Origin of the sequence: Actinoallomurus iriomotensis (assembly GCF_030269445.1) — a bacterium.
In the GTDB taxonomy this organism is placed as follows: domain Bacteria; phylum Actinomycetota; class Actinomycetes; order Streptosporangiales; family Streptosporangiaceae; genus Actinoallomurus; species Actinoallomurus iriomotensis.
Window position 1 is genome coordinate 251983 of sequence record NZ_BSTJ01000014.1, and the last position, 18110, is coordinate 270092.

Annotated in this window: 18 protein-coding genes; 14 read left to right on the top strand and 4 right to left on the bottom strand. The window is 70.9% G+C overall.

All coding sequences use genetic code 11. From position 1 onward, the window contains the following. Window positions 1-44 precede the first annotated feature (44 nt). The 8 genes from QSK37_RS43205 (at window position 45) to QSK37_RS43240 (ending at window position 7247) form a co-directional block, all read left to right on the top strand. Complete coding sequence (locus tag QSK37_RS43205) at window positions 45-1079, top strand: sodium:calcium antiporter (RefSeq protein WP_285633293.1); 1035 nt, start codon at window positions 45-47, stop codon at window positions 1077-1079. A gap of 99 nt (window positions 1080-1178) precedes the next feature. Beyond that, complete coding sequence (locus QSK37_RS43210) at window positions 1179-2219, top strand: ABC transporter substrate-binding protein (protein ID WP_285633296.1); 1041 nt, start codon at window positions 1179-1181, stop codon at window positions 2217-2219. A gap of 22 nt (window positions 2220-2241) precedes the next feature. Next, window positions 2242-3246 (top strand): FecCD family ABC transporter permease, encoded by a 1005-nt coding sequence (locus QSK37_RS43215; RefSeq protein WP_285633299.1) that lies wholly within the window; start codon window positions 2242-2244, stop codon window positions 3244-3246. Continuing rightward, window positions 3243-4307: a FecCD family ABC transporter permease gene (locus tag QSK37_RS43220; protein WP_285633301.1), complete on the top strand. Its 1065-nt coding sequence runs from the start codon at window positions 3243-3245 to the stop codon at window positions 4305-4307. Before QSK37_RS43215 ends, QSK37_RS43220 begins: the two co-directional genes overlap by 4 nt. Beyond that, on the top strand, window positions 4304-5122 hold the full coding sequence (locus QSK37_RS43225) for an ABC transporter ATP-binding protein (protein WP_285633304.1): 819 nt from the start codon (window positions 4304-4306) through the stop codon (window positions 5120-5122). The genes QSK37_RS43220 and QSK37_RS43225 overlap by 4 nt, the downstream gene beginning before the upstream one ends. Window positions 5123-5151: 29 nt before the next feature. Next, entirely contained in the window at window positions 5152-5586 is a 435-nt protein-coding gene (locus tag QSK37_RS43230; RefSeq protein WP_285633307.1) for an HFCD family protein, read from the top strand. Between the two features lie 9 nt (window positions 5587-5595). After that, window positions 5596-7026 carry a non-oxidative hydroxyarylic acid decarboxylases subunit C gene (locus tag QSK37_RS43235; protein WP_285633309.1) on the top strand — a complete coding sequence of 477 codons (1431 nt, stop codon included), beginning with the start codon at window positions 5596-5598 and terminating at the stop codon, window positions 7024-7026. Next, a complete protein-coding gene (locus tag QSK37_RS43240) occupies window positions 7023-7247 on the top strand; it encodes a non-oxidative hydroxyarylic acid decarboxylases subunit D (RefSeq protein WP_285633311.1) in 225 nt (74 codons plus the stop codon). The genes QSK37_RS43235 and QSK37_RS43240 overlap by 4 nt, the downstream gene beginning before the upstream one ends. A 7-nt stretch (window positions 7248-7254) precedes the next feature. On the opposite strand, the gene QSK37_RS43245 is transcribed toward QSK37_RS43240, so the two are convergent. Then, window positions 7255-8694 (bottom strand): aminotransferase-like domain-containing protein, encoded by a 1440-nt coding sequence (locus QSK37_RS43245; protein WP_349498036.1) that lies wholly within the window; start codon window positions 8692-8694, stop codon window positions 7255-7257. Between the two features lie 101 nt (window positions 8695-8795). On the opposite strand from QSK37_RS43245, the gene QSK37_RS43250 reads away from it, so the two are divergent. Beyond that, complete coding sequence (locus tag QSK37_RS43250; RefSeq protein ID WP_285633313.1) at window positions 8796-9149, top strand: cupin domain-containing protein; 354 nt, start codon at window positions 8796-8798, stop codon at window positions 9147-9149. Between the two features lie 87 nt (window positions 9150-9236). On the opposite strand, the gene QSK37_RS43255 is transcribed toward QSK37_RS43250, so the two are convergent. Then, window positions 9237-10757: an MFS transporter gene (locus QSK37_RS43255; protein ID WP_285575065.1), complete on the bottom strand. Its 1521-nt coding sequence runs from the start codon at window positions 10755-10757 to the stop codon at window positions 9237-9239. Between the two features lie 472 nt (window positions 10758-11229). On the opposite strand from QSK37_RS43255, the gene QSK37_RS43260 reads away from it, so the two are divergent. The 3 genes from QSK37_RS43260 (at window position 11230) to QSK37_RS43270 (ending at window position 13955) form a co-directional block, all read left to right on the top strand. Continuing rightward, window positions 11230-11403, top strand: coding sequence for a CsbD family protein (locus tag QSK37_RS43260; RefSeq protein ID WP_285633315.1), 174 nt, complete (start codon window positions 11230-11232; stop codon window positions 11401-11403). Between the two features lie 152 nt (window positions 11404-11555). After that, on the top strand, window positions 11556-12212 hold the full coding sequence (locus tag QSK37_RS43265) for an LppP/LprE family lipoprotein (RefSeq protein ID WP_285633318.1): 657 nt from the start codon (window positions 11556-11558) through the stop codon (window positions 12210-12212). 114 nt (window positions 12213-12326) lie between these two features. Continuing rightward, window positions 12327-13955: a RecQ family ATP-dependent DNA helicase gene (locus QSK37_RS43270; protein ID WP_285575057.1), complete on the top strand. Its 1629-nt coding sequence runs from the start codon at window positions 12327-12329 to the stop codon at window positions 13953-13955. On the opposite strand, the gene QSK37_RS43275 is transcribed toward QSK37_RS43270, so the two are convergent. Beyond that, on the bottom strand, window positions 13918-14535 hold the full coding sequence (locus tag QSK37_RS43275) for a GyrI-like domain-containing protein (protein WP_285633322.1): 618 nt from the start codon (window positions 14533-14535) through the stop codon (window positions 13918-13920). The two genes, QSK37_RS43270 and QSK37_RS43275, sit on opposite strands and share 38 nt — an antisense overlap. Further along, window positions 14532-15071 carry a PadR family transcriptional regulator gene (locus tag QSK37_RS43280; RefSeq protein WP_285633325.1) on the bottom strand — a complete coding sequence of 180 codons (540 nt, stop codon included), beginning with the start codon at window positions 15069-15071 and terminating at the stop codon, window positions 14532-14534. Before QSK37_RS43280 ends, QSK37_RS43275 begins: the two co-directional genes overlap by 4 nt. Window positions 15072-15187: 116 nt before the next feature. Here QSK37_RS43280 and QSK37_RS43285 point away from each other — a divergent pair, with 116 nt between their 5' ends. Then, on the top strand, window positions 15188-16756 hold the full coding sequence (locus tag QSK37_RS43285; protein WP_285633328.1) for a purple acid phosphatase family protein: 1569 nt from the start codon (window positions 15188-15190) through the stop codon (window positions 16754-16756). Between the two features lie 97 nt (window positions 16757-16853). Then, entirely contained in the window at window positions 16854-18092 is a 1239-nt protein-coding gene (locus tag QSK37_RS43290) for a GAF domain-containing sensor histidine kinase (RefSeq protein WP_285633331.1), read from the top strand. Window positions 18093-18110 lie beyond the last annotated feature (18 nt).

Consider the following 18110-nt stretch of genomic DNA (forward strand, 5'->3'; position numbering starts at 1 on the left):
CGGGAAGCGCACCGTGCATGGGTCATTTGTCGTCCCCCGTACTCTTGGTCCTCTTCCTGGTCAGTGCGGGCATCGTCTGGTACGCCGGAGTGCACCTGTCCGACACCACCGACGTGCTGTCGGAGCGGCTCGGGCTCGGCAGTGCGCTCGGCGGGCTGGTGCTGCTCGCCGTGGCCACCAACCTGCCCGAACTCGCCATCACGGTGAGTGCCGCCCTCGCCCATGACCTCGATGTGGCGGTCGGCAACATCCTCGGTGGCATCGCCGTGCAGACCGTCGTCCTCGTCGTGCTCGACGTCGCCGGCCGGAGCGAGCCGCTGGCGTACCGGGCCGCCGGCCTGCTGCTCGTGCTCGAAGGCGCGCTGGTCGTCGCGCTGCTCGCCGTCGTCGTCATGGGCACGCAACTCCCCGGCGACTTCGCCTACGCCCGGCTGGACCCGGCGGCCGTGCTCATCGCCGTTGTCTGGGTGGCCGGGCTCCTCCTGCTGAAACGGGCCGGCCGGGGGCTGCCCTGGCACGAGGGCGGCGACGCGCCCGGTGCGCAGGCCGAGCCGCGCGGCCACTCCAAGGGAAAGAAGGACAAGCGGGCCACCGCGCAGGGCGTCGGCACCGGACGGGCGGCGCTCGTGTTCGGCGCCGCCGCGGTCGCGACGCTGGTCGCCGGAGTGGTGCTCGAACGCAGCGGCGAGGCGTTCTTCGGCCGGGTCGGCATGAGCGGCGTGGTGTTCGGCGCGACCGTACTGGCCGCCGCGACCTCGCTGCCGGAGATCAGCAGCGGCGTGACGTCGGTACGGCTCGGCGACGACCAGCTCGCGGTCAGCGACATCTTCGGCGGGAACGCCTTCCTGCCCGTGCTGTTCCTGGTCGCGTCGGTGCTGTCCGGCCATCCGGCGCTGCCGGCGGCGCACCGCTCCGACATCTACCTGACCGCCCTCGGCGCGCTGCTCACGCTCGTCTACATGACCGGCCTGATCTTCCGGCCGCGGAACCGGCGGCTCCGCATGGGCCCGGACAGCCGGACGGTCCTGGTCCTGTACGCGCTGGGCGTCGCCGGCCTGATCGCCATCGGCGGCACCTGAACAACGTGACGAACGGCCCCCTCTTGCGCACGGCACGCAGGTGCGACATAAGGTAAGGCTCGCCTAATTCAAGGTGATTCTCAGCCAAAGGAGTCCCGAGTGTCTCTTCGGCGCCGCGGCACAGCCGCCGTCGCTCTCGCCGTCGCCGCCGTCCTCTCCCTCGGGGCGTGCGGCAGCGGATCCGCCGGGAACGGAGAGGAGGGCAGCGCCGGGAAGAAGGACAAGCAGTCGGTCGCGAAGGGTGGGAAGGACTTCGCGGACGCCGCGAGGAAGACGGCGGCGATGGGGACGGACGCCAAGCCGGGCCAGTGGCCGCGGACGATCACGCACGCGATGGGCCGTACGGTCATCAAGGCGCAGCCCAAGCGGGTGGTCGTGCTGGACGTCGGCGAGCTCGACAACGTCGTGTCGCTGGGGATCAAGCCGGTCGGGCTGGCCCCGACCGAGGGATCGCCGCAGCTGCCGTCGTACCTGAAGAACGACGCGGGAACGCCGAAGAACGTCGGCACGATCAACAACCTCAACCTCGAGGCGATCGCCGGGCTCAAGCCCGATCTGATCCTGGGCAGCCAGCTCCGCGCCGCGGACTCCTACGACGAGTTGTCGCAGATCGCCCCCACGGTCTTCTCCATCCGCCCCGGCTTCACGTGGAAGGAGAACTACCTCCTCAACGCCGCCGCGCTCGACCGTACGGCGCAGGCCAAGGCGAAGCTCGCGGAGTACGACGCGCAGGCCAAGGCCCTCGGGAAGAAGCTGGGCGCGAAGAAGCCGACCGTGTCGATGGTGCGTTTCATGCCGAACGGTGTCATCCGGCTGTACGCGAACGCCTCCTTCATCGGCACCATCCTCAAGGACGCCGGCATCCCACGGCCGAAGGACCAGGACATCAACGACCTGGCCGCCGAGATCAGCGCCGAGAACATCGACCAGGCCGACGCCGACTACATCTTCACCGGCGTGTACGGCGACCCGAAGGCCACCGACAAGAGCAAGGCCCAGGGCAACCCGCTGTGGAAGAACCTGAAGGCGGTCAAGGACGGCCACGCCTTCGACGTGCCGGACGAGACCTGGTACCTCGGGCTGGGCGTCACCGCGGCCGACGCGGTCCTGAACGACCTGCAGAAGTACCTGACGGCGTGACCGCCCGCTCCGGGAGGAGAAGGTGAGCGCGCCGACCCGCCGCCGTACCGGCTGGCTGCTCGCGGCCGCGCTGATGCTGCTCGTCGCCGTGCTGCTGAGCCTGGCGGTGGGCAGCCGGCAGATCGGCCCCGGCGAGGTGTTCCAGGCCCTGCTGCACGGCGGCACCAGCGACAACGCCCAGGTGGTGCGGTCGCTGCGGGTGCCCCGCACCGTCATCGGCATCGTGGTCGGCGTCGCGCTCGCGTTGGCCGGGACCCTGTTGCAGGGCGTGACGCGCAACCCGATCGCCGAACCGGGAGTCCTCGGAATCAGCCAGGGCGCGTCGGTCGGCGTGGTGTGCGCGATCGCCTTCTTCGGTGTGCACACGTTGGCGGGTTACGTGTGGTTCGCGTTCGCCGGCGCGGCGCTGGCGGCGGCCGGCGTGTACGCCGTCGCCAGCGGCGGGTACCGCGGCGCCTCGCCGGTCAGGCTCGCCCTGGCCGGCGCCGCGATGAACGCCTTCCTCGCCTCCGTGGTCTCCGGGATCGCCACCACCAACGCCCGGGCCCTGGACGAGTTCCGCTTCTGGCAGGTCGGCTCGATCAGCGGACGCGGCAGCGAGATCGTCGGTCAGGTATGGCCGTTCCTGCTGGCCGGCCTGCTGCTGGTCGCCGTGGTGTCCCGTGGGCTGGACGCCCTGGCCCTCGGCGACGACGCCGCCACGGGCCTGGGCCACAACGTCGCCGTGCTGCGCGCGCTCGGCGCGCTCGGCGCGACCGTCCTCACCGGCGTGGCGGTCGCCGCCGCCGGCCCGATCGCCTTCACCGGCCTGGCCGTACCGCACATCGCGCGGAGCCTGGTCGGCAGCGCGCACCGCTGGGTGCTGCCGCTGGCCGCGCTGCTCGGACCGGTGATGCTCCTCGTCTCCGACGTGATCGGCCGGATCGTCTTCCCACCCTCGGAGATACCGGTGGCCGTCATGACCGCGCTGCTCGGCGTGCCGTTCCTCATCGTCCTCGTACGGCGCAAGTCGGTGGTGGCCGCATGAGTCGTGCGATGTCGGGACGCCCGCCCGGTCACGTCTTGTTGCGTCTTGGACGCGGCAGCTTCCTGGTGCATCGGCGGGCCCTCGTGGTCGTGGTGGCGCTCGCCGTGCTGCTGGTGGCGGTCGTGGTCGCCTCCCTGTGCGTCGGTGAGTCCTTCGTCTCGCCGGTGGAGGTCTGCCGGGTCCTGCTGGGCCGGCCCAGCCCCGACCGGCTCGTCGTCGGCACCCTGCGCCTGCCACGCCTCGTCGTGGGCCTGCTCGCCGGGGCCGCCTTCGGCGTGGCCGGCGCCCTGATCCAGACCGTCGCCCGCAATCCGCTGGCCAGCCCCGACGTCATCGGCGTGACGCACGGCGCGGGCGCGGCGACGGTCGCCGCGATGAGCTTCGGCGTCGTCTCGCACAACGCCCTGCCGTACCTCTCCGTCGGCGGTGGCCTCGCGGCGACGCTGCTGGTGTACGTCTTCGCGTGGCGGCGCGGGCTGCACGCCTCCCGCTTCGTGCTGGTCGGCATCGGCATCTCGGTCGCCCTGGGCTCCCTCACGCAGTTGTTCCTCACCAAGGGCGACTACCTCGTCGCACAGCAGGCCAAGGTATGGCTGACCGGCTCCCTCAACGGGCGCGGCTACGACCAGGCGGCGCCGCTCGCCCTCGTTCTGCTGCTAGCGCTCCCGGCGGCGCTGTGGGCGGGCCGCGCCCAGCGCAGCGTGACCTTCGACGATGACACGGCCACCGCTCTGGGCGTACGGCTGGACCAGGTGCGGCTCGGGCTGGCCGCGCTCGGGGTCGTCCTGGCGTCGGTGGCGACCGGCGCCGCCGGGCCGATCGACTTCGTCGCCCTGGTGGCGCCGCAGATCGCCCGCCGGCTCACCCGTACGATCCAGATCCCCCTGCTGTCCTCCGCGCTGACCGGCGCCCTGGTCGTCGTCGTGGCGGACCTGCTGGCCCGCCGCCTGTTCGCCCCGATCGAGCTGCCGGTCGGCGTCCTCACCGCCGTCGTGGGCGCGCCGTACCTGATGTGGCTCATCGTCCGCACCCGCAGCCGTTCCGGAGGCACGACTTCATGAGCAGCAGCCGCCTTACGGCGAAGGACCTGACACTCGCGTACGAGGACCGGACCGTCGTCGACGGCCTGGACCTGGAGATCCCCGACGGGCAGGTCACGGTCATCGTCGGCCCCAACGCCTGCGGGAAGTCCACCCTGCTGCGGGCACTCGGCCGGCTGCTCAAGCCGCGCCGCGGCGTCGTGCTGCTGGACGGCGCCGAACTCGCCCACGTCTCCCGCAAACAGATCGCGCGGACGGTGGGCGTCCTGCCCCAGTCACCCACGCCCCCGGGCGGGATCACCGTCGCCGACCTGGTGGCACGCGGCCGCCAGCCGCACCAGACGTGGTGGCGGCAGTGGTCGGAGGAAGACGAGCGGGCCACCACGGAGGCGCTGGAGCGCACCGAGACCGCGGACCTCGCCGAGCGACCGGTGGACGAGTTGTCGGGCGGCCAGCGCCAGCGCGCGTGGATCGCGATGGCCCTCGCCCAGGACACCGATCTGCTGCTCCTCGACGAGCCCACGACGTACCTGGACATCGCCCACCAGGTCGAGGTGCTGGACCTGATCCGGCAGCTCAACCACGAACGCGGCCGCACCGTCGTCGCCGTCCTCCACGACCTCAACCAGGCGGCCCGGTACGCCGATCACCTCGTCGCCATGAAGGCCGGCCGCGTCATCGCCCAGGGCCCGCCACGCGACGTCGTCACCGCGGAACTGGTCCAGGAGGTCTTCGGCCTGGCCTCCGTCGTCGTCCCGGACCCGGTCACCGGCGGCCCGCTCGTCGTCCCCGGCATGGCCTGGCAACCCGAACCGGACGACGACCGCACCCGGTAAACAGGCCGGTGACCGGGTAGAACACGCGCATGGGTGAGCAGCGCAGGCTCACGTTGGCCGTGACCGGGGCCGGCGGGACACGCATGGCGCGGTACGTGCTGTCCGCGCTCGTCCGGGATGAGCGGGTCGGGCACGTGGACCTGCTGGTGTCGGAGGCCGGCCGGACGCTGATCGCGCACGAGTTCGGCGGGTCGCGGACCGACGATCCGGTGGAGCGGCTTCTCGGCGAGCGACACGACAAGGTCGCCGCGTACGACCCGGAGGACCTGCGCAACATGGCGCAGGTCACCGAGGCCGGCGCCGTCGTGTACCCGATGATCCCCACCTACTACAACGTCCCGCGGACCGTCGAGGAGATGTTCGAGGAGTTCACCGCCCGGCTGATGGGCTTCATCGGGCTCGGCCAGACGGACTACTACGAGTGGGCCGGGGAGACGCCGGCGCACCGAGACCGCAGCCACTGAGGGGTTCCGGTGGCCCATGACGACCTCCGCTCGTTCCTCGACGAGCTGGACCGGAACCGTCAGCTGCTGCGCGTCACCGAAGAGGTGGCGCCCGAGCCGGACCTGGCCGCCGCGGCCAACGCCGCCTGCCGGATCGGCCCGAACGCTCCGGCGCTCCACTTCGACAACGTCACCGGCTTCACCCGTGCCCGGATCGCCCTGAACGTGCACGGCTCGTGGGCCAACCACGCCATCGCGCTCGGTCTGCCGCCGGAGACCTCCGTGAAGGACCAGGTCCAGGAGTTCATCCGGCGCTGGGAGGAGGCCCCAGTCGAACCCGAACGGCGGGCGGACCCGCCGTGGACGCGCAACACCGTGACCGGCGACGACGTCGACCTGTACGCGGTGCTGCCACTGTTCCGGCTGAACGACGGCGACGGCGGCCACTACCTCGACAAGGCCGCCGTGGTCTCCCGCGACCCCGAGGCGCCCGACGACTTCGGCCGCCAGAACGTCGGCACGTACCGCATGCAGGTCAAAGGCCGTAACCGGCTCGGCCTGCAGCCCGTGCCCATGCACGACATCGCCGTCCACCTGCGCAAGGCCGAAGAGCGCGGCGAGGACCTGCCGGTCGCGATCGCGCTGGGCAACGACCCGGTCATCACGATCGTCGCCGGTACGCCGCTGGGGTACGAGCAGTCGGAGTACCGCCTGGCCGGGGCACTGCGCGGCGCACCGGCGCCGATCGCGTCCGCCCCGCTCACCGGCCTGGACGTGCCCTGGGGCAGCGAGGTGATCCTGGAGGGCGTCGTCGAGGGACGCACGCGGGAGTTCGAGGGGCCGTTCGGGGAGTTCACCGGCCACTACTCGGGCGGCCGGCGGATGCCGGTGATCCGCGTGGAGCGGATCTCCCACCGCGACGACCCGATCTTCGAGGCGCTCTACCTCGGCATGCCGTGGACCGAGATCGACTATCTGATCGGGCCGGCCACCTGCGTCCCGCTCCAGCAGCAGCTCCGGGCGGAGTTCCCCGAGGTACGGGCGGTGAACGCGATGTACACCCACGGCCTGCTGGCGATCATCTCGACCGCCAAGCGGTACGGCGGCTTCGCCCGCGCGGTCGGCACGCGCGCCATGACCACGCCGCACGGCCTCGGCTACTGCAAGGTGGTCATCATGGTCGACGAGGACGTCGACCCGTTCGACCTGCCGCAGGTGATGTGGGCGCTGTCCACGAAGGTCAATCCGGCGAGCGACCTGGTCGACCTGCCCGCCATGTCGGTCCTCGAACTCGATCCGGGCTCGGAGCCGCCCGGCATCACCGACAAGCTGATCATCGACGCCACCACCCCGGTGCCCCCGGACGTCCGCGGCAGCTACGGCCGGCCCGTGACCGACCTGCCGGAGACGTCGCAGTGGATCGCCAGGCTGACCTCGATGCTCGCCAGGGGAGACTCATGATCTGCCCGCGCTGCGCGTACGAGGGCGTCGACACGCTCGCGTGCTCGCCGGTGCCCGAGGCGTGGGAGGTCCTGCGATGCGGGCGGTGCCTCTACGCGTGGCGCACCACCGAGCCGGCCCGCCGTACGAGCCGCGAGCACTACCCCGAGGAGTTCCGGCTGACCCAGGACGACCTCGACCGGGCGCCCGAGGTCCCGGCCGTCCCGCCGGTCCGCCGCTGACGGCCGGTCAGATCGCCATCGACCGCGGCGCCGGGGCACCTCGATCGTGACCGCCTCCGTAACTCCGCCAGGCCGTGGCCAGGCGGCGCACCGCCTTCGTCAGCGTGTCGGGGTCGGCGAGGAAGTGGATCCGGATGAACTCCCCGCTGCCCCCAGAGGCGTCCAGTCCGCTGCCGGGCAGCACGGCGACGCCGTGACGGAGGGCCGTCTGCGCGAAGGAGTCGCCGTCGCCGTGGGGAAGGCGCACCCACAGGGTCTGGCCGCCGGTGACGGCCGGCGCCTGCCACCGCGGTAGCCGTCGCGCCAGTTCCGCACGCAGGTGGTCATGGCGGGCCCGGCGGTCCGCGGCCAGGTCCTGACAGAGCGTTTCCACGTGGGGAAGGAGTTCGGCGGCGGCGAGCTGTGCGGGGAGGTTCCCGCCGAGATCATGAACCGCTCTGAGCCGGGCGAGGCGGTCGATGACGGGCCGCGCGGCTCGTATCCAGCCGATGCGGAGCCCGCCCCAGACGCTCTTGCTGAGCGAGCCAACGGAGATGACCGTCTCACCGAACGCGGCGAGCGGAGGTGGTGTGTCCTGCCCGGGAAAGGCCAGGTGAGCGAGGACTTCGTCGTCGATGAGCGGTACGTCCGCGGCGTCGGCCGCCGCGGCGAGCCGTCGGCGCGGGAGCGCCGGCAGTAACCCGCCGGTCGGGTTGTGATGGGTGGATACGACGTAGGCGAGTTTCGGGCGAGGGCCAGGTGTTCGGGTCGCCGCCTCGAAGCCGTCCAGCCCGACGGGGAGTGTCCGCACGGACGCGCTCTGTTCGTGGAACGCCTCGAGCGCGCCCGGATAGGTGGGTGCCTCGACGAGGACCGTGCCGCCGGGCTCGACGAGAGTACGGGCGAGCAGGGAGAGGGCCTGCTGACCGCCGTTGGTGACCAGAACCTGCTCGGGGCCGGTCGGCACCCCACGGCGTGTGTAGTGGTCGGCGACGGCGCGGCGCAGCAGCCGGTGACCCGATGGGTGGTACCCGATGTCGTTCGTGACCGTGGCCAGCCGGGACAGAGCCCGCTCGTACGCCGTCAGCAGCATCGCCGGCGGCGCGGTGGGCGCGGCGCACGCCAGGAGGATCACGTCATCGTCCCGTGGCTCCAGCAGGTGGAGGAAGACCGGCGCGCCCGTCGTGTCCCGAGGCCCCGGACGCGGTGGCCCGGCCACCCGGGTCCCGCTGCCCTGGCGACGGACGATCCGGCCTTCGAGGCGCAGCTGGTCGTACGCGGCCACGACGGTCCCGCGTCCCACCGCGAGGGCGGACGCGAAGGCCCGGTCGGGCGGCAGTGCCGTGCCGGGCGGCAGTTCGCCTTCGTCGACGAGGCGCCGCAGCCGCGCGGCGAGCAGGAGATACAGCGGTCCGCGGCCCGGCCACCGGCCCAGGCGGTCGGCCAGCTCGGCTGGGTCCATCGGCATGATCGAGTGGTTCCGGTCCAGGAGGCGATTGGTTCGCTCGGTGGACCAATTGTGGCGTATTGGCTCTGGGGCCCGGCCACGGCGAAGGCCAGGATCGCGGCATGACCACACGACATGAGGACCTGCGGCACCTCGCCGCGGTATCGGTGCCCGAGGCCGTCGCCGCCCTCCCGGGGCCCTTCCAGCAGCGCGATCTGGCGATGGTGAACGGCTCCACCGTCGTTCGGCTCGCGCGTCTGGAAGGCGAGTTCCCCTGGCATCACCACGACGAGGACGAGCTGTTCCTGTGCTGGGACGGCGGCTTCGAGATCCAGCTGGAGGGACGGGACCCGGTGGTGCTGACCGCGGGCGAGCTCTTCGTCGTCCCCAAGGGGATGCGGCACCGCCCCGTCGCCGACGAGACCGCCCACGTCCTGCTCATCGAGCATCCGGACACCAAGCAGTACGGGAACTGACGCCCCCGGACGTCGCCGGCCCGGAAGACGAGAAACCCCCGCGCGGGGCGCGCCGCGCGGGGGTCCTTCTCGATGGGCCGGCGGAGGTCAGGTCACCGAGGGGACGGTGCTGGAGCCGGTCCCGGGCTCCAGCTTCTCGCTGACACTGCCGGCGGCCGACCGGATCGAGCTGAGGGGCGCCGCGATGTCCTCCAGCGACGCGCCTTCGGCCTTGACTCCGAAGATCGCCGCGATCACCCCGGCGACGATCATGATTCCCGCCGAGATCAGGTAGGCGATGAACAGGCGGCCCGGGTTCGGGTGGTCCTGGTCGCCGATCAGCGAGCCGAAGACCGTCGGGCCGAGGGCGCCGAACAACTGGGCGATGGCGAAGAAGATGGCGATCGCCTGCGAGCGGAGCTCCATCGGGAAGATCTCGCTCACGGTCAGGTATCCGGAGCTGGCCGCGGCCGAGGCGATGAAGAAGATCACCGTCCACAGCACGGTCTGGCTCATGGCCGTCAGGGCGCCGATCTTGAACAGGTAGCCGCTGAAGGCGAGCAGGGCACCGGACACGATGTAGGTGCTCGCGATCATCTGCTTGCGGCCGATCGTGTCGAACAGCCGGCCGAGGAACAGCGGCCCGAGCAGGTTGCCCGCGGCGAAGGCGAAGAAGTACGTCGCCACACCGCTCTCCGAGACCCCGTAGAAGTGCGTGAGCACGAGGCCGTAGGTGAAGAAGATCGCGTTGTAGAGGAACGACTGGCTGATCATCAGGGTCGCGCCGAGCAGCGACCGCGTCGGGTACTCCTTGAACAGCGTCTTGGCGACCTGCAGGAACGAGACCGACTCCTGCGGCCTGATCTCCAGGGTCTTGGCCTCGTCCACCGGCGCGAGTTCCTTGCCGGAGGCCGCCACCTCGCGTTCGATCTGCGCGATCGTCGCCTCGGCCTCATCCGCGTGGCCGTGGGAGAGCTGCCAGCGCGGGCTCTCCGGCAGGGTGCGGCGCAGCGTCCAGATCGCCAGACCCAGCACCGGGCCGATGAAGAAGCCGACCCGCCAGCCGAGGTTGTCGGAGAACACCGAGTGGTTGAGCAGGACGTACTCGCTGAGTGAGCCGAGGATCGCACCGAACCAGTAGGTGCCGCTGACCGCCAGGTCGACCCGGCCGCGGTACTTCGCGGGAATGAGTTCGTCGATCGCCGAATGGATCGCCGCGTATTCACCGCCGATACCCATGCCAGCGACGAAGCGGAAGAACAGGAAGATCCCGTAGTTGAACGAGAACGCGGTGAGACCGTTCGCGACGAGGTAGAGCCCGAGCGTCGCGACGAACAGTTTGCGTCGTCCGAACCGGTCGGAAAGCCGACCGAAGACAAGTGCGCCGACCACTTCACCGATCAGATAGATCGTCGCGGAGAAGCCGACATCCTGGGACGTGAGATGGAGCGTGTTCGCGTGCTGGAGAACGGGGCCGATGATGCTGGCGATCTGGATCTCCAGGCCGTCCAGGACCCACGCCACACCGAGAGCAATGATCATCCGGGTGTGGAAGCGAGACCAGGGCAGCCGGTCGATCCGCGCCGGCACGAGACTCCGAACGATGGCCTGCGGGGGGGCCTCTGCCATCGTCTTCCTCCTTCGTGTTGTTTCCGTAGGGTTACAAGACGATCACCATAGGCGCAGATACATAACATGTATATAGGGTCAGCAGAATTCTTGTGATTACTCATGACAGACGTCGTATCGTACGTGCTCTACCGCACTGATAGACGATCTGATCGTCCAGATGGCGCTGCACGGCGATCGTCCCTTGAGACGCCCACAGCGAGCGCATGGCCGCCGAACGCCCGCGTCGACGACACGCCGTGGACGCGCCGGAGGCCCCCGGCGGGCGCGTCCCGAGGCTTCCGCGGGCGCGCCGGGCGGCCCGCACGCGCCTCGGGCGGGCGCCTCACGCCCTCCGTGCCGCCGCCGGGACCCCGAATGGCGGTGACCGCGTTAGGAGCGCGAAATAGCGGGCAAGGAGAAAGTGGGCCGAGGCGAATCGGAGACGGTTCACAATTGGCTCAACGATGCCTTTATCGAGAAGGAGACAGCCATGAGCGCCGCCGACAAAGCCCGCAACAAGGCCGACGAGATCAAGGGCAAAGCCAAGAAGGAGACCGGTAAGGCCATCGACAATGAGCAAATGGAGGCCGAGGGCAGGTCGGACGAGGCCAAGGGCGATCTGAAACAGGCCGGCGAGAAAATCAAGGACGTCTTCAAGGACTGACGAGTTCGACCCCCGTCACAGGACCCGTCCGCGACCGGACGGGTCCTGTGACGCGCACGGAAACGCCGTTTCCGGCCGCGCGATCGGGTCCACCGGAACGCGCGCCGCTCCTCCTTAGGCTCTCGCGCATCGAAGCGAGAGGAGCCACGACGTTGTTCCGCGTTTCAGGCCGCACCCGGCCCGCCGCCGTCCGCTGGGCCGCGCTGATGGCGCTGGCCGCCGTACCGACCGGCTGCCGCGCGCGACCGGCGACCGTCCCCACTCACGCCGCCGCGCCGACCCCCACCCCGACAGTCACCGCGACACCCACCGCGACGGCCTCCGCGACACCGGACACGCCCCCGGCGTCGCACCCCGTCACGGCACCGGCCACCGGGGTGCCGAGCCGCTCCGCCATCCGGCGGGTGATGGCCCGGACGACCGAGGTCGCGACATCGGAGGGGCACTTCGTCCTCGACCAGGGACCGGTCAGCGTCGCCGACGGGTACGGCGGGACGCTCACCGCCGCGGTCGGCCAGCGCTACCCCACCGCCGACGCGCACGGCCAGCTCGTCTTCTTCTGGCACGGCACGCGCTTCCTCGGCCTGGACTCCGTGCGCGAGAGCGACACGATCACCGGGCTGCGCCGGGGCACCGCCGGCGCCTTCCGCGTCACCTACGCGCACTACGCCCCCTCGGACGCCGAGTGCTGCGCCTCCCTGCCGCCGGTCACCGTCGCGTACCGCTGGACCGGAAGCCGGCTCGTCGCCTCGGGCACGCCTCCTCTGCGCGGAACGCCCCTCCGCGTCCATGTCGCCCTGATTGGATGATCAAACGCAGGCGAAACGGACTAAGCCGGGGCCAGCGGGGTAACAGCGCCCGGCGGGAGGCGCTAAATGGGCATACGTGATGGTTTCCGACGTTTCGGGCGTCGACGGCGGCAGGTGCAACGGACCGCACGGGAGGTGTTCGGCTGGCGGGAGCTGAGGCCCGGCCAGGACGAGGCCATGCAGCATCTGCTGCAGGGGCGTGACGTTCTCGTCGTCATGCCGACCGGGGGCGGGAAGTCCGCGACGTACCAGATCCCCGCCCAGCTGCTCGACGGTCCGACCATCGTGATCTCGCCGCTCATCGCCCTGCAGCGCGACCAGATGCTGTCCCTCGCCGAGCGGAACGCCGGGGGCGCGGTCGTGGTCAACTCCGCCCAGCGCGCGGGTTCGAGCGAGAGCTCCCTGGAGCAGGTCCGCGCCGGTAAGGCGGAGTACGTCTTCCTCTCCCCCGAGCAGCTCGCCAAGCCGGATGTCGTGGACAAGCTCGTCGCGGCGAAGCCCTCGCTGATCGCCATCGACGAGGCGCACTGCGTGTCGTCCTGGGGACACGACTTCCGGCCCGACTACCTCCAGCTCGGCCGGGTGATCGAGCGTCTGGGCCATCCGCCGGTGATCGCGCTGACCGCGACCGCCTCACCGCCCGTACGCGAGGACATCGTCGAGGTACTCGGCCTGCGGAACGTACGGCAGGTCATCCGGGGCTTCGACCGGCCCAACATCGCGCTGCGCGTGCGCCGGTTCACCGAGGAGTCCGCCAAGCGACGGGCGCTCGTCGAGGACGTCGCCGGACGTGACGGGCTCGGCCTCGTGTACGTCGCCACCCGCCGCGACGCCACGGCGTACGCGAAGGAGCTCACCAAGGCCGGCGTACGCGCCGAGGCGTACCACGCGGGGATGAAGGCCGCCGACCGTGAACGGGTGCACACGCTGTTCTCCGAGGACGGGGTCGACGTGGTGGTGGCCACCTCGGCGTTCGGCATGGGGATCGACAAGCCGAACGTCCGGTATGTCCTGCACAGCGCGCCGCCGGAGTCGCCGGACTCCTACTACCAGGAGATCGGCCGCGCCGGTCGCGACGGTGAGCCGGCCGAGGCGGTCCTGTACTACCGGTCCGAGGACCTGGGCCTGCGCCGGTTCTTCGCGGCGGGCAGGCCGGACGAGGAGATGCTGCTCCGGCTCGCGACGCTCCTCCACGAGCACGGCGGCACCGTGAAGGCACGGGCGGTCCGGGAGACGCTGAGCATCGGCCCGTCCAAGCTGACCGGCCTGGTGAACCTGCTCGAACACGCCGAGGCGGTCGAGGTCAGCGAACGCGGCGAACTGCGGTACGCCCCGAAGGGACCCGCACCCGAGCAGGCGGCGGCCGACGCGATGGAGTGCGACGAGAGCCGCCGCAAGATGGACGACTCACGCATCGACATGATGCGGGGGTACGCCGAGACGACGGGCTGCCGCCGCCGCTATCTGCTGGAGTACTTCGGCGAGCCGTACCCCCGGCAGGCCTGCGGCCACTGCGACACCTGCGCGAGCGGGTCGGTCGAGACCGAGCAGGCGGACACGCCGTTCCCGATGCACTCGCAGGTGGTCCACGCGTCCTGGGGCGCCGGGACGGTCATGCGCGAGGAGCCCGACCGGATCACCGTGCTGTTCGAGGAGATCGGCTACAAGACGCTCTCGCTCGACGCCGTCCAGCGCGACTCCCTCCTCACGCTCGCCGAACCGGTTGCCGGAGGACGGTCCTGAGTTTGGCCGGCTCGGTCCGGCGGGAGTCCCCGAGGTAGATCTCGTGATGGTGCCCGGACATGGTGAGATCGTTGGCCGCGAGGTACTCGTGATGGAGCCGGGCGAGCGCGGGTCCTTCGTCGTCGTAGGGGCCCACGTGCAGGAGCTGGGCACTGGTGCCCTCTTCCAGCGTCTCACGGCGGACGTCGGCGATCGTGGCGAGCTTCTTCTTCGCCAGCGCGGCCTGTCGGCACTCGTCGATGAGGTCTACGGTGATCCAGTCGGGCTGGCTGATGAGCATGCGCCAGTGCCACGCGCCCTTGTCGCGGGTGATGAACACCTCGGGCCGGTCGGACCACCACAGCCCCTCGAGCGGCCCGACGACGAAGTCCCGGTCGAGGGTGCGCTTACTGGTGAACTTGATCGTGTAGGCGACGGTGTAGAGCGCCTCGACCGCGCGGGCGTAGTCGGGGCTGGTGTTCGGGTCGCCGCGGCCGTCGACGGCGATGAACTGCTGGGCCGGCACGTCGACGAGCGCCCAGTCGGTGTTCTTCGGCGCGTAACACTGCTTGAGCTCCCGCTTGACGTCATAGCGAGTCATGGACTCTCCTGGCTCGTCCGGTATGCGTCCAGCCACCGCTGTTCGGCCTCCAGCTGGCCCAGCGTGTAGTCGAAGATGGCGCGGACGAAATCGGGAATGTCTGGCTGGGTGTCGCGGGCCGCTCCGATGGCGGCGATCCTCTCCGTCAGGGCCGCGGCCCGCCGGTCGAGCGCGGCCCTCAGGCGCTCGGGCGGAATGACCGGCTGGTTGGCCAGCCCGACCAGGATGGGCGGGAACACCGGCCGGAGCTCGGCCACCGCCGCCTCGGCCGCCCGTGCGCACGCCCGGCGCCCCTCGGGCGTCGGCTCGTACACCCGGCGCGCCTTTCCCCGTCCTGCTCGCGGCGAGCCGACCTCGGTGATCAGGCCACGGTCGCGCAGCCGCCCCAGTAGGTAGTAGATCGAGCTGAAGCCGATCTCGGTCCACTCGCGCATGCCACGAGCGTCGATGACCTCGTCGAGTTCGTAGCCGTGTCTCGGCTTCTCCACGAGCAGGCCGAGCAGGGTCAGCTCGGCGGGCGTCAGGTTGGCGGCCATGGTCGTATTCTAGTACTAGAATAGGCGCTGTTCACCCATCGGAGGGTAGGAATTCAGCGGCCGCTCCCCCAGGCCGTCGATCATGCTCCGCGGACACGAGCGATGGGGAGGCGCTGATGGGTGAGTCGCGGAGCGAGGTGGCCCGGCGGCAGGTGCTGCGCGGGCTGGGCGGGCTGGCGGTCGCCGGACCGGTGTTGGGCGGGGCGGGACGGGCGACGGCACTGGTGACGACGCCGGACGAGGCGGGCGCGCCGGCTCCGGAACAGCTGCACCTGCAGTTCGGCGCCGACGCCGGGCACGAGATGGCGGTGTCCTGGGCGGCGCCGCAGCGCGTGAACCGGCCGGTCGTCCGGCTCGGCAAGCCCGGCCACGGGCTCGGCACGCGTGTGCCCGCGGAGGAGCGGGTCTACACGGAGGCGCTCACCGGCCAGACGGTGTACACCTACCACGCCGTACTCCCGCGGCTGAACGCCGACAGCCGCTACGACTACCAGGTCGAACACCGGGGCGCGGCGCCGCTCGCCGGGTCCTTCCGCACCGCGCCGACCGGACGGTCCAAGGGCTTCCGGTTCACCAGCTTCGGCGACCAGGCCATCCCGGCGAAGGTCGGCAAGGGCCTGGGCCCCGCGACCCCGAACGCCGGCTACATCGTCGACGCGGTCGACCGCCTCGACCCGCTGTTCCACCTGCTCAACGGGGACCTGTGCTACGCCAACGTGAGCGACGCGCCGGTCGAGACGTGGCGTTCGTTCTTCGCCAACAACCAGCGGTCGGCCAGCCGCCGCCCCTGGATGCCGTGTGCGGGCAACCACGAGAACGAGGTCGGCAACGGCCCGGAGGGCTACCTGTCGTACCAGACGCGGTTCACGCTGCCCTCGAACGGGTCGCGGGAGTTCGCCGGCAACTGGTACGCCTTCACGGTCGGCCCGATCCGGGTGATCTCCATCAACAACGACGACGTGTGCCTGCAGGACGGCGCGTTCAGCGCGTACCGCCGCGACAACGTCCCGGGCTACAAGGCGAAGGGCTACGACCCGTACATCCGCGGGTACAGCCACGGGGCGCAGAAGGCCTGGCTCGAACGCGAGCTGCGCGCGGCGAGCCGCGACCACGGCATCGACTGGATCATCGTCTGCATGCACCAGGTCGCGATGTCCTCGGCGCACTTCAACGGGGCCGACCTCGGCATCCGGCAGGAGTTCCTGCCGCTGTTCGACAAGTACGGGGTGGACCTCGTCGTGGCCGGCCACGAACACCACTTCGAGCGGACGTTCCCGGTACGGGGCGTGCTGCCGGGCAGCTCCCTGCTCACGCCGGCGCCCCAGGCCACCGACGCGAAGGTCATCGACACGACCAGGGGCACCGTCCACATGATCATCGGTGGTGGCGGCCACTCGTCCGCGACGCCGTCGTCGGCCTTCGACAACCCGCACGACGGCGTCCTGATCTACGACGTCGGCCCCGGCGACCCGCAGAACCAGCGCGCCTCCCTGACCACGACCGAGCCCGCGCCGTGGTCGGCCTACCGTGATCTCCAACGCCCGTACGGCTTCGCGTCGTTCGACTTCGAACCCCACGCGCCGGGCGGCCACACGGAGATCACCGTCACCCACTACGGCGCCGACCTCGGCTCGGCCGACTACCAGGAGCTGGACCGCTTCGTCCTCCGCAAACCCCGCGGCTGATCCACGACAGAATGCCGTTTTTGCCCACCTGACCTGGGACGACATAGTCTGAGCGAGGCGAGCGCAGGGCTCGTCGCAGTCGATCACGAGGCGGTCCGTGGGAGTACGCGACGCGGTCACGCGGCTGGCGAACAGGCCGGCCGCGCGCTCGTTGCGCGCACGTGCCACGGAGTCCACCGCGGCGCTCAGATCGGCGCTCGTCGACCGGGCCGAGCTCGACCGGCTCGAACGGGCGCACGGGGCGCTGCGGCGGGTGACGACGCTGGTCGCCCGCGGGCTGTCGCCCACAGAGGCGTTCACGGCGGTCGCGAGCGAGCTCGGCGCGCTCGTCGGCGCGGACCACGCCGCGATCGACCGGTACGAGGACGACCAGACGGCGACGGTGGTGGGATGGTGGTCGGAATCGCGTTCCTCCGAGATCATCGCGCCGATCGCGGAGCGGTGGCCGATCGGGCCGCGCTCCGCCGCGGCGCTCGTGTTGCGCACCGGCGGGCCGGTCCGCAGGACCGGCGCGTCCTTCACCGGCGAGGCCGGTGCCTGGGCCCGGTCGCACGGGATCGGTCACATCGTCTCCTGCCCGGTCTGGGTGGAGGGGCGCCTGTGGGGGGATGTCGCGGTCATGTTCCGCGGCGAGACGCCACCGCCGGACGACACCGAGACGCGCCTGACCGACTTCGTCGAGCTCGTCGCCTGCACGCTCGCGCAGGCCGAGTCGCGGGCCGACCTGATCGACTCACGTGCCCGGGTGATCTCGGCCTCGGACGCCACACGCCGCCGGATCGAACGCGACCTGCACGATGGTGTTCAACAGCACCTGGTGGCCCTCACGTTCGACCTGCGCGCGGCGGAGTCGGCCACGCCGGCCGGCCACGACGACCTGCGGAAACGATTGACGAACACGGGCGAGAGCCTGGCGAACGCCATCTCCGAGCTGCAGGAGATCTGCCGGGGACTCCATCCCGGCGTCCTGTCCAAGTCAGGGCTGAAGACGGCCCTGCAGACGCTGGCGCGCCGGTCGCCGGTGCCGGTGGAGCTGCGTGCGGAAGTGCCGCCGTCGCTCTCGGAACAGCTCCAGGTGACGCTTTATTACATCGTGTCCGAGGGCCTGAACAACGTCGCCAAGCACGCGGACGCCTCCGTCGTCCGCGTCGACCTCGACCACGACGACCACGAGATCCGCCTGTCGATCCGTGACAACGGGCGTGGTGGCGCCGTCGTCGGCCACGGGTCGGGACTGATCGGGCTCAAGGACCGCGTCGACACGGTGGACGGCACGCTGCGGCTGCGGAGCCCGACCGGCGAGGGCACCTGGCTTGAGGTCACCATCCCCACGTGACCCCCTGTCCATGCGCCC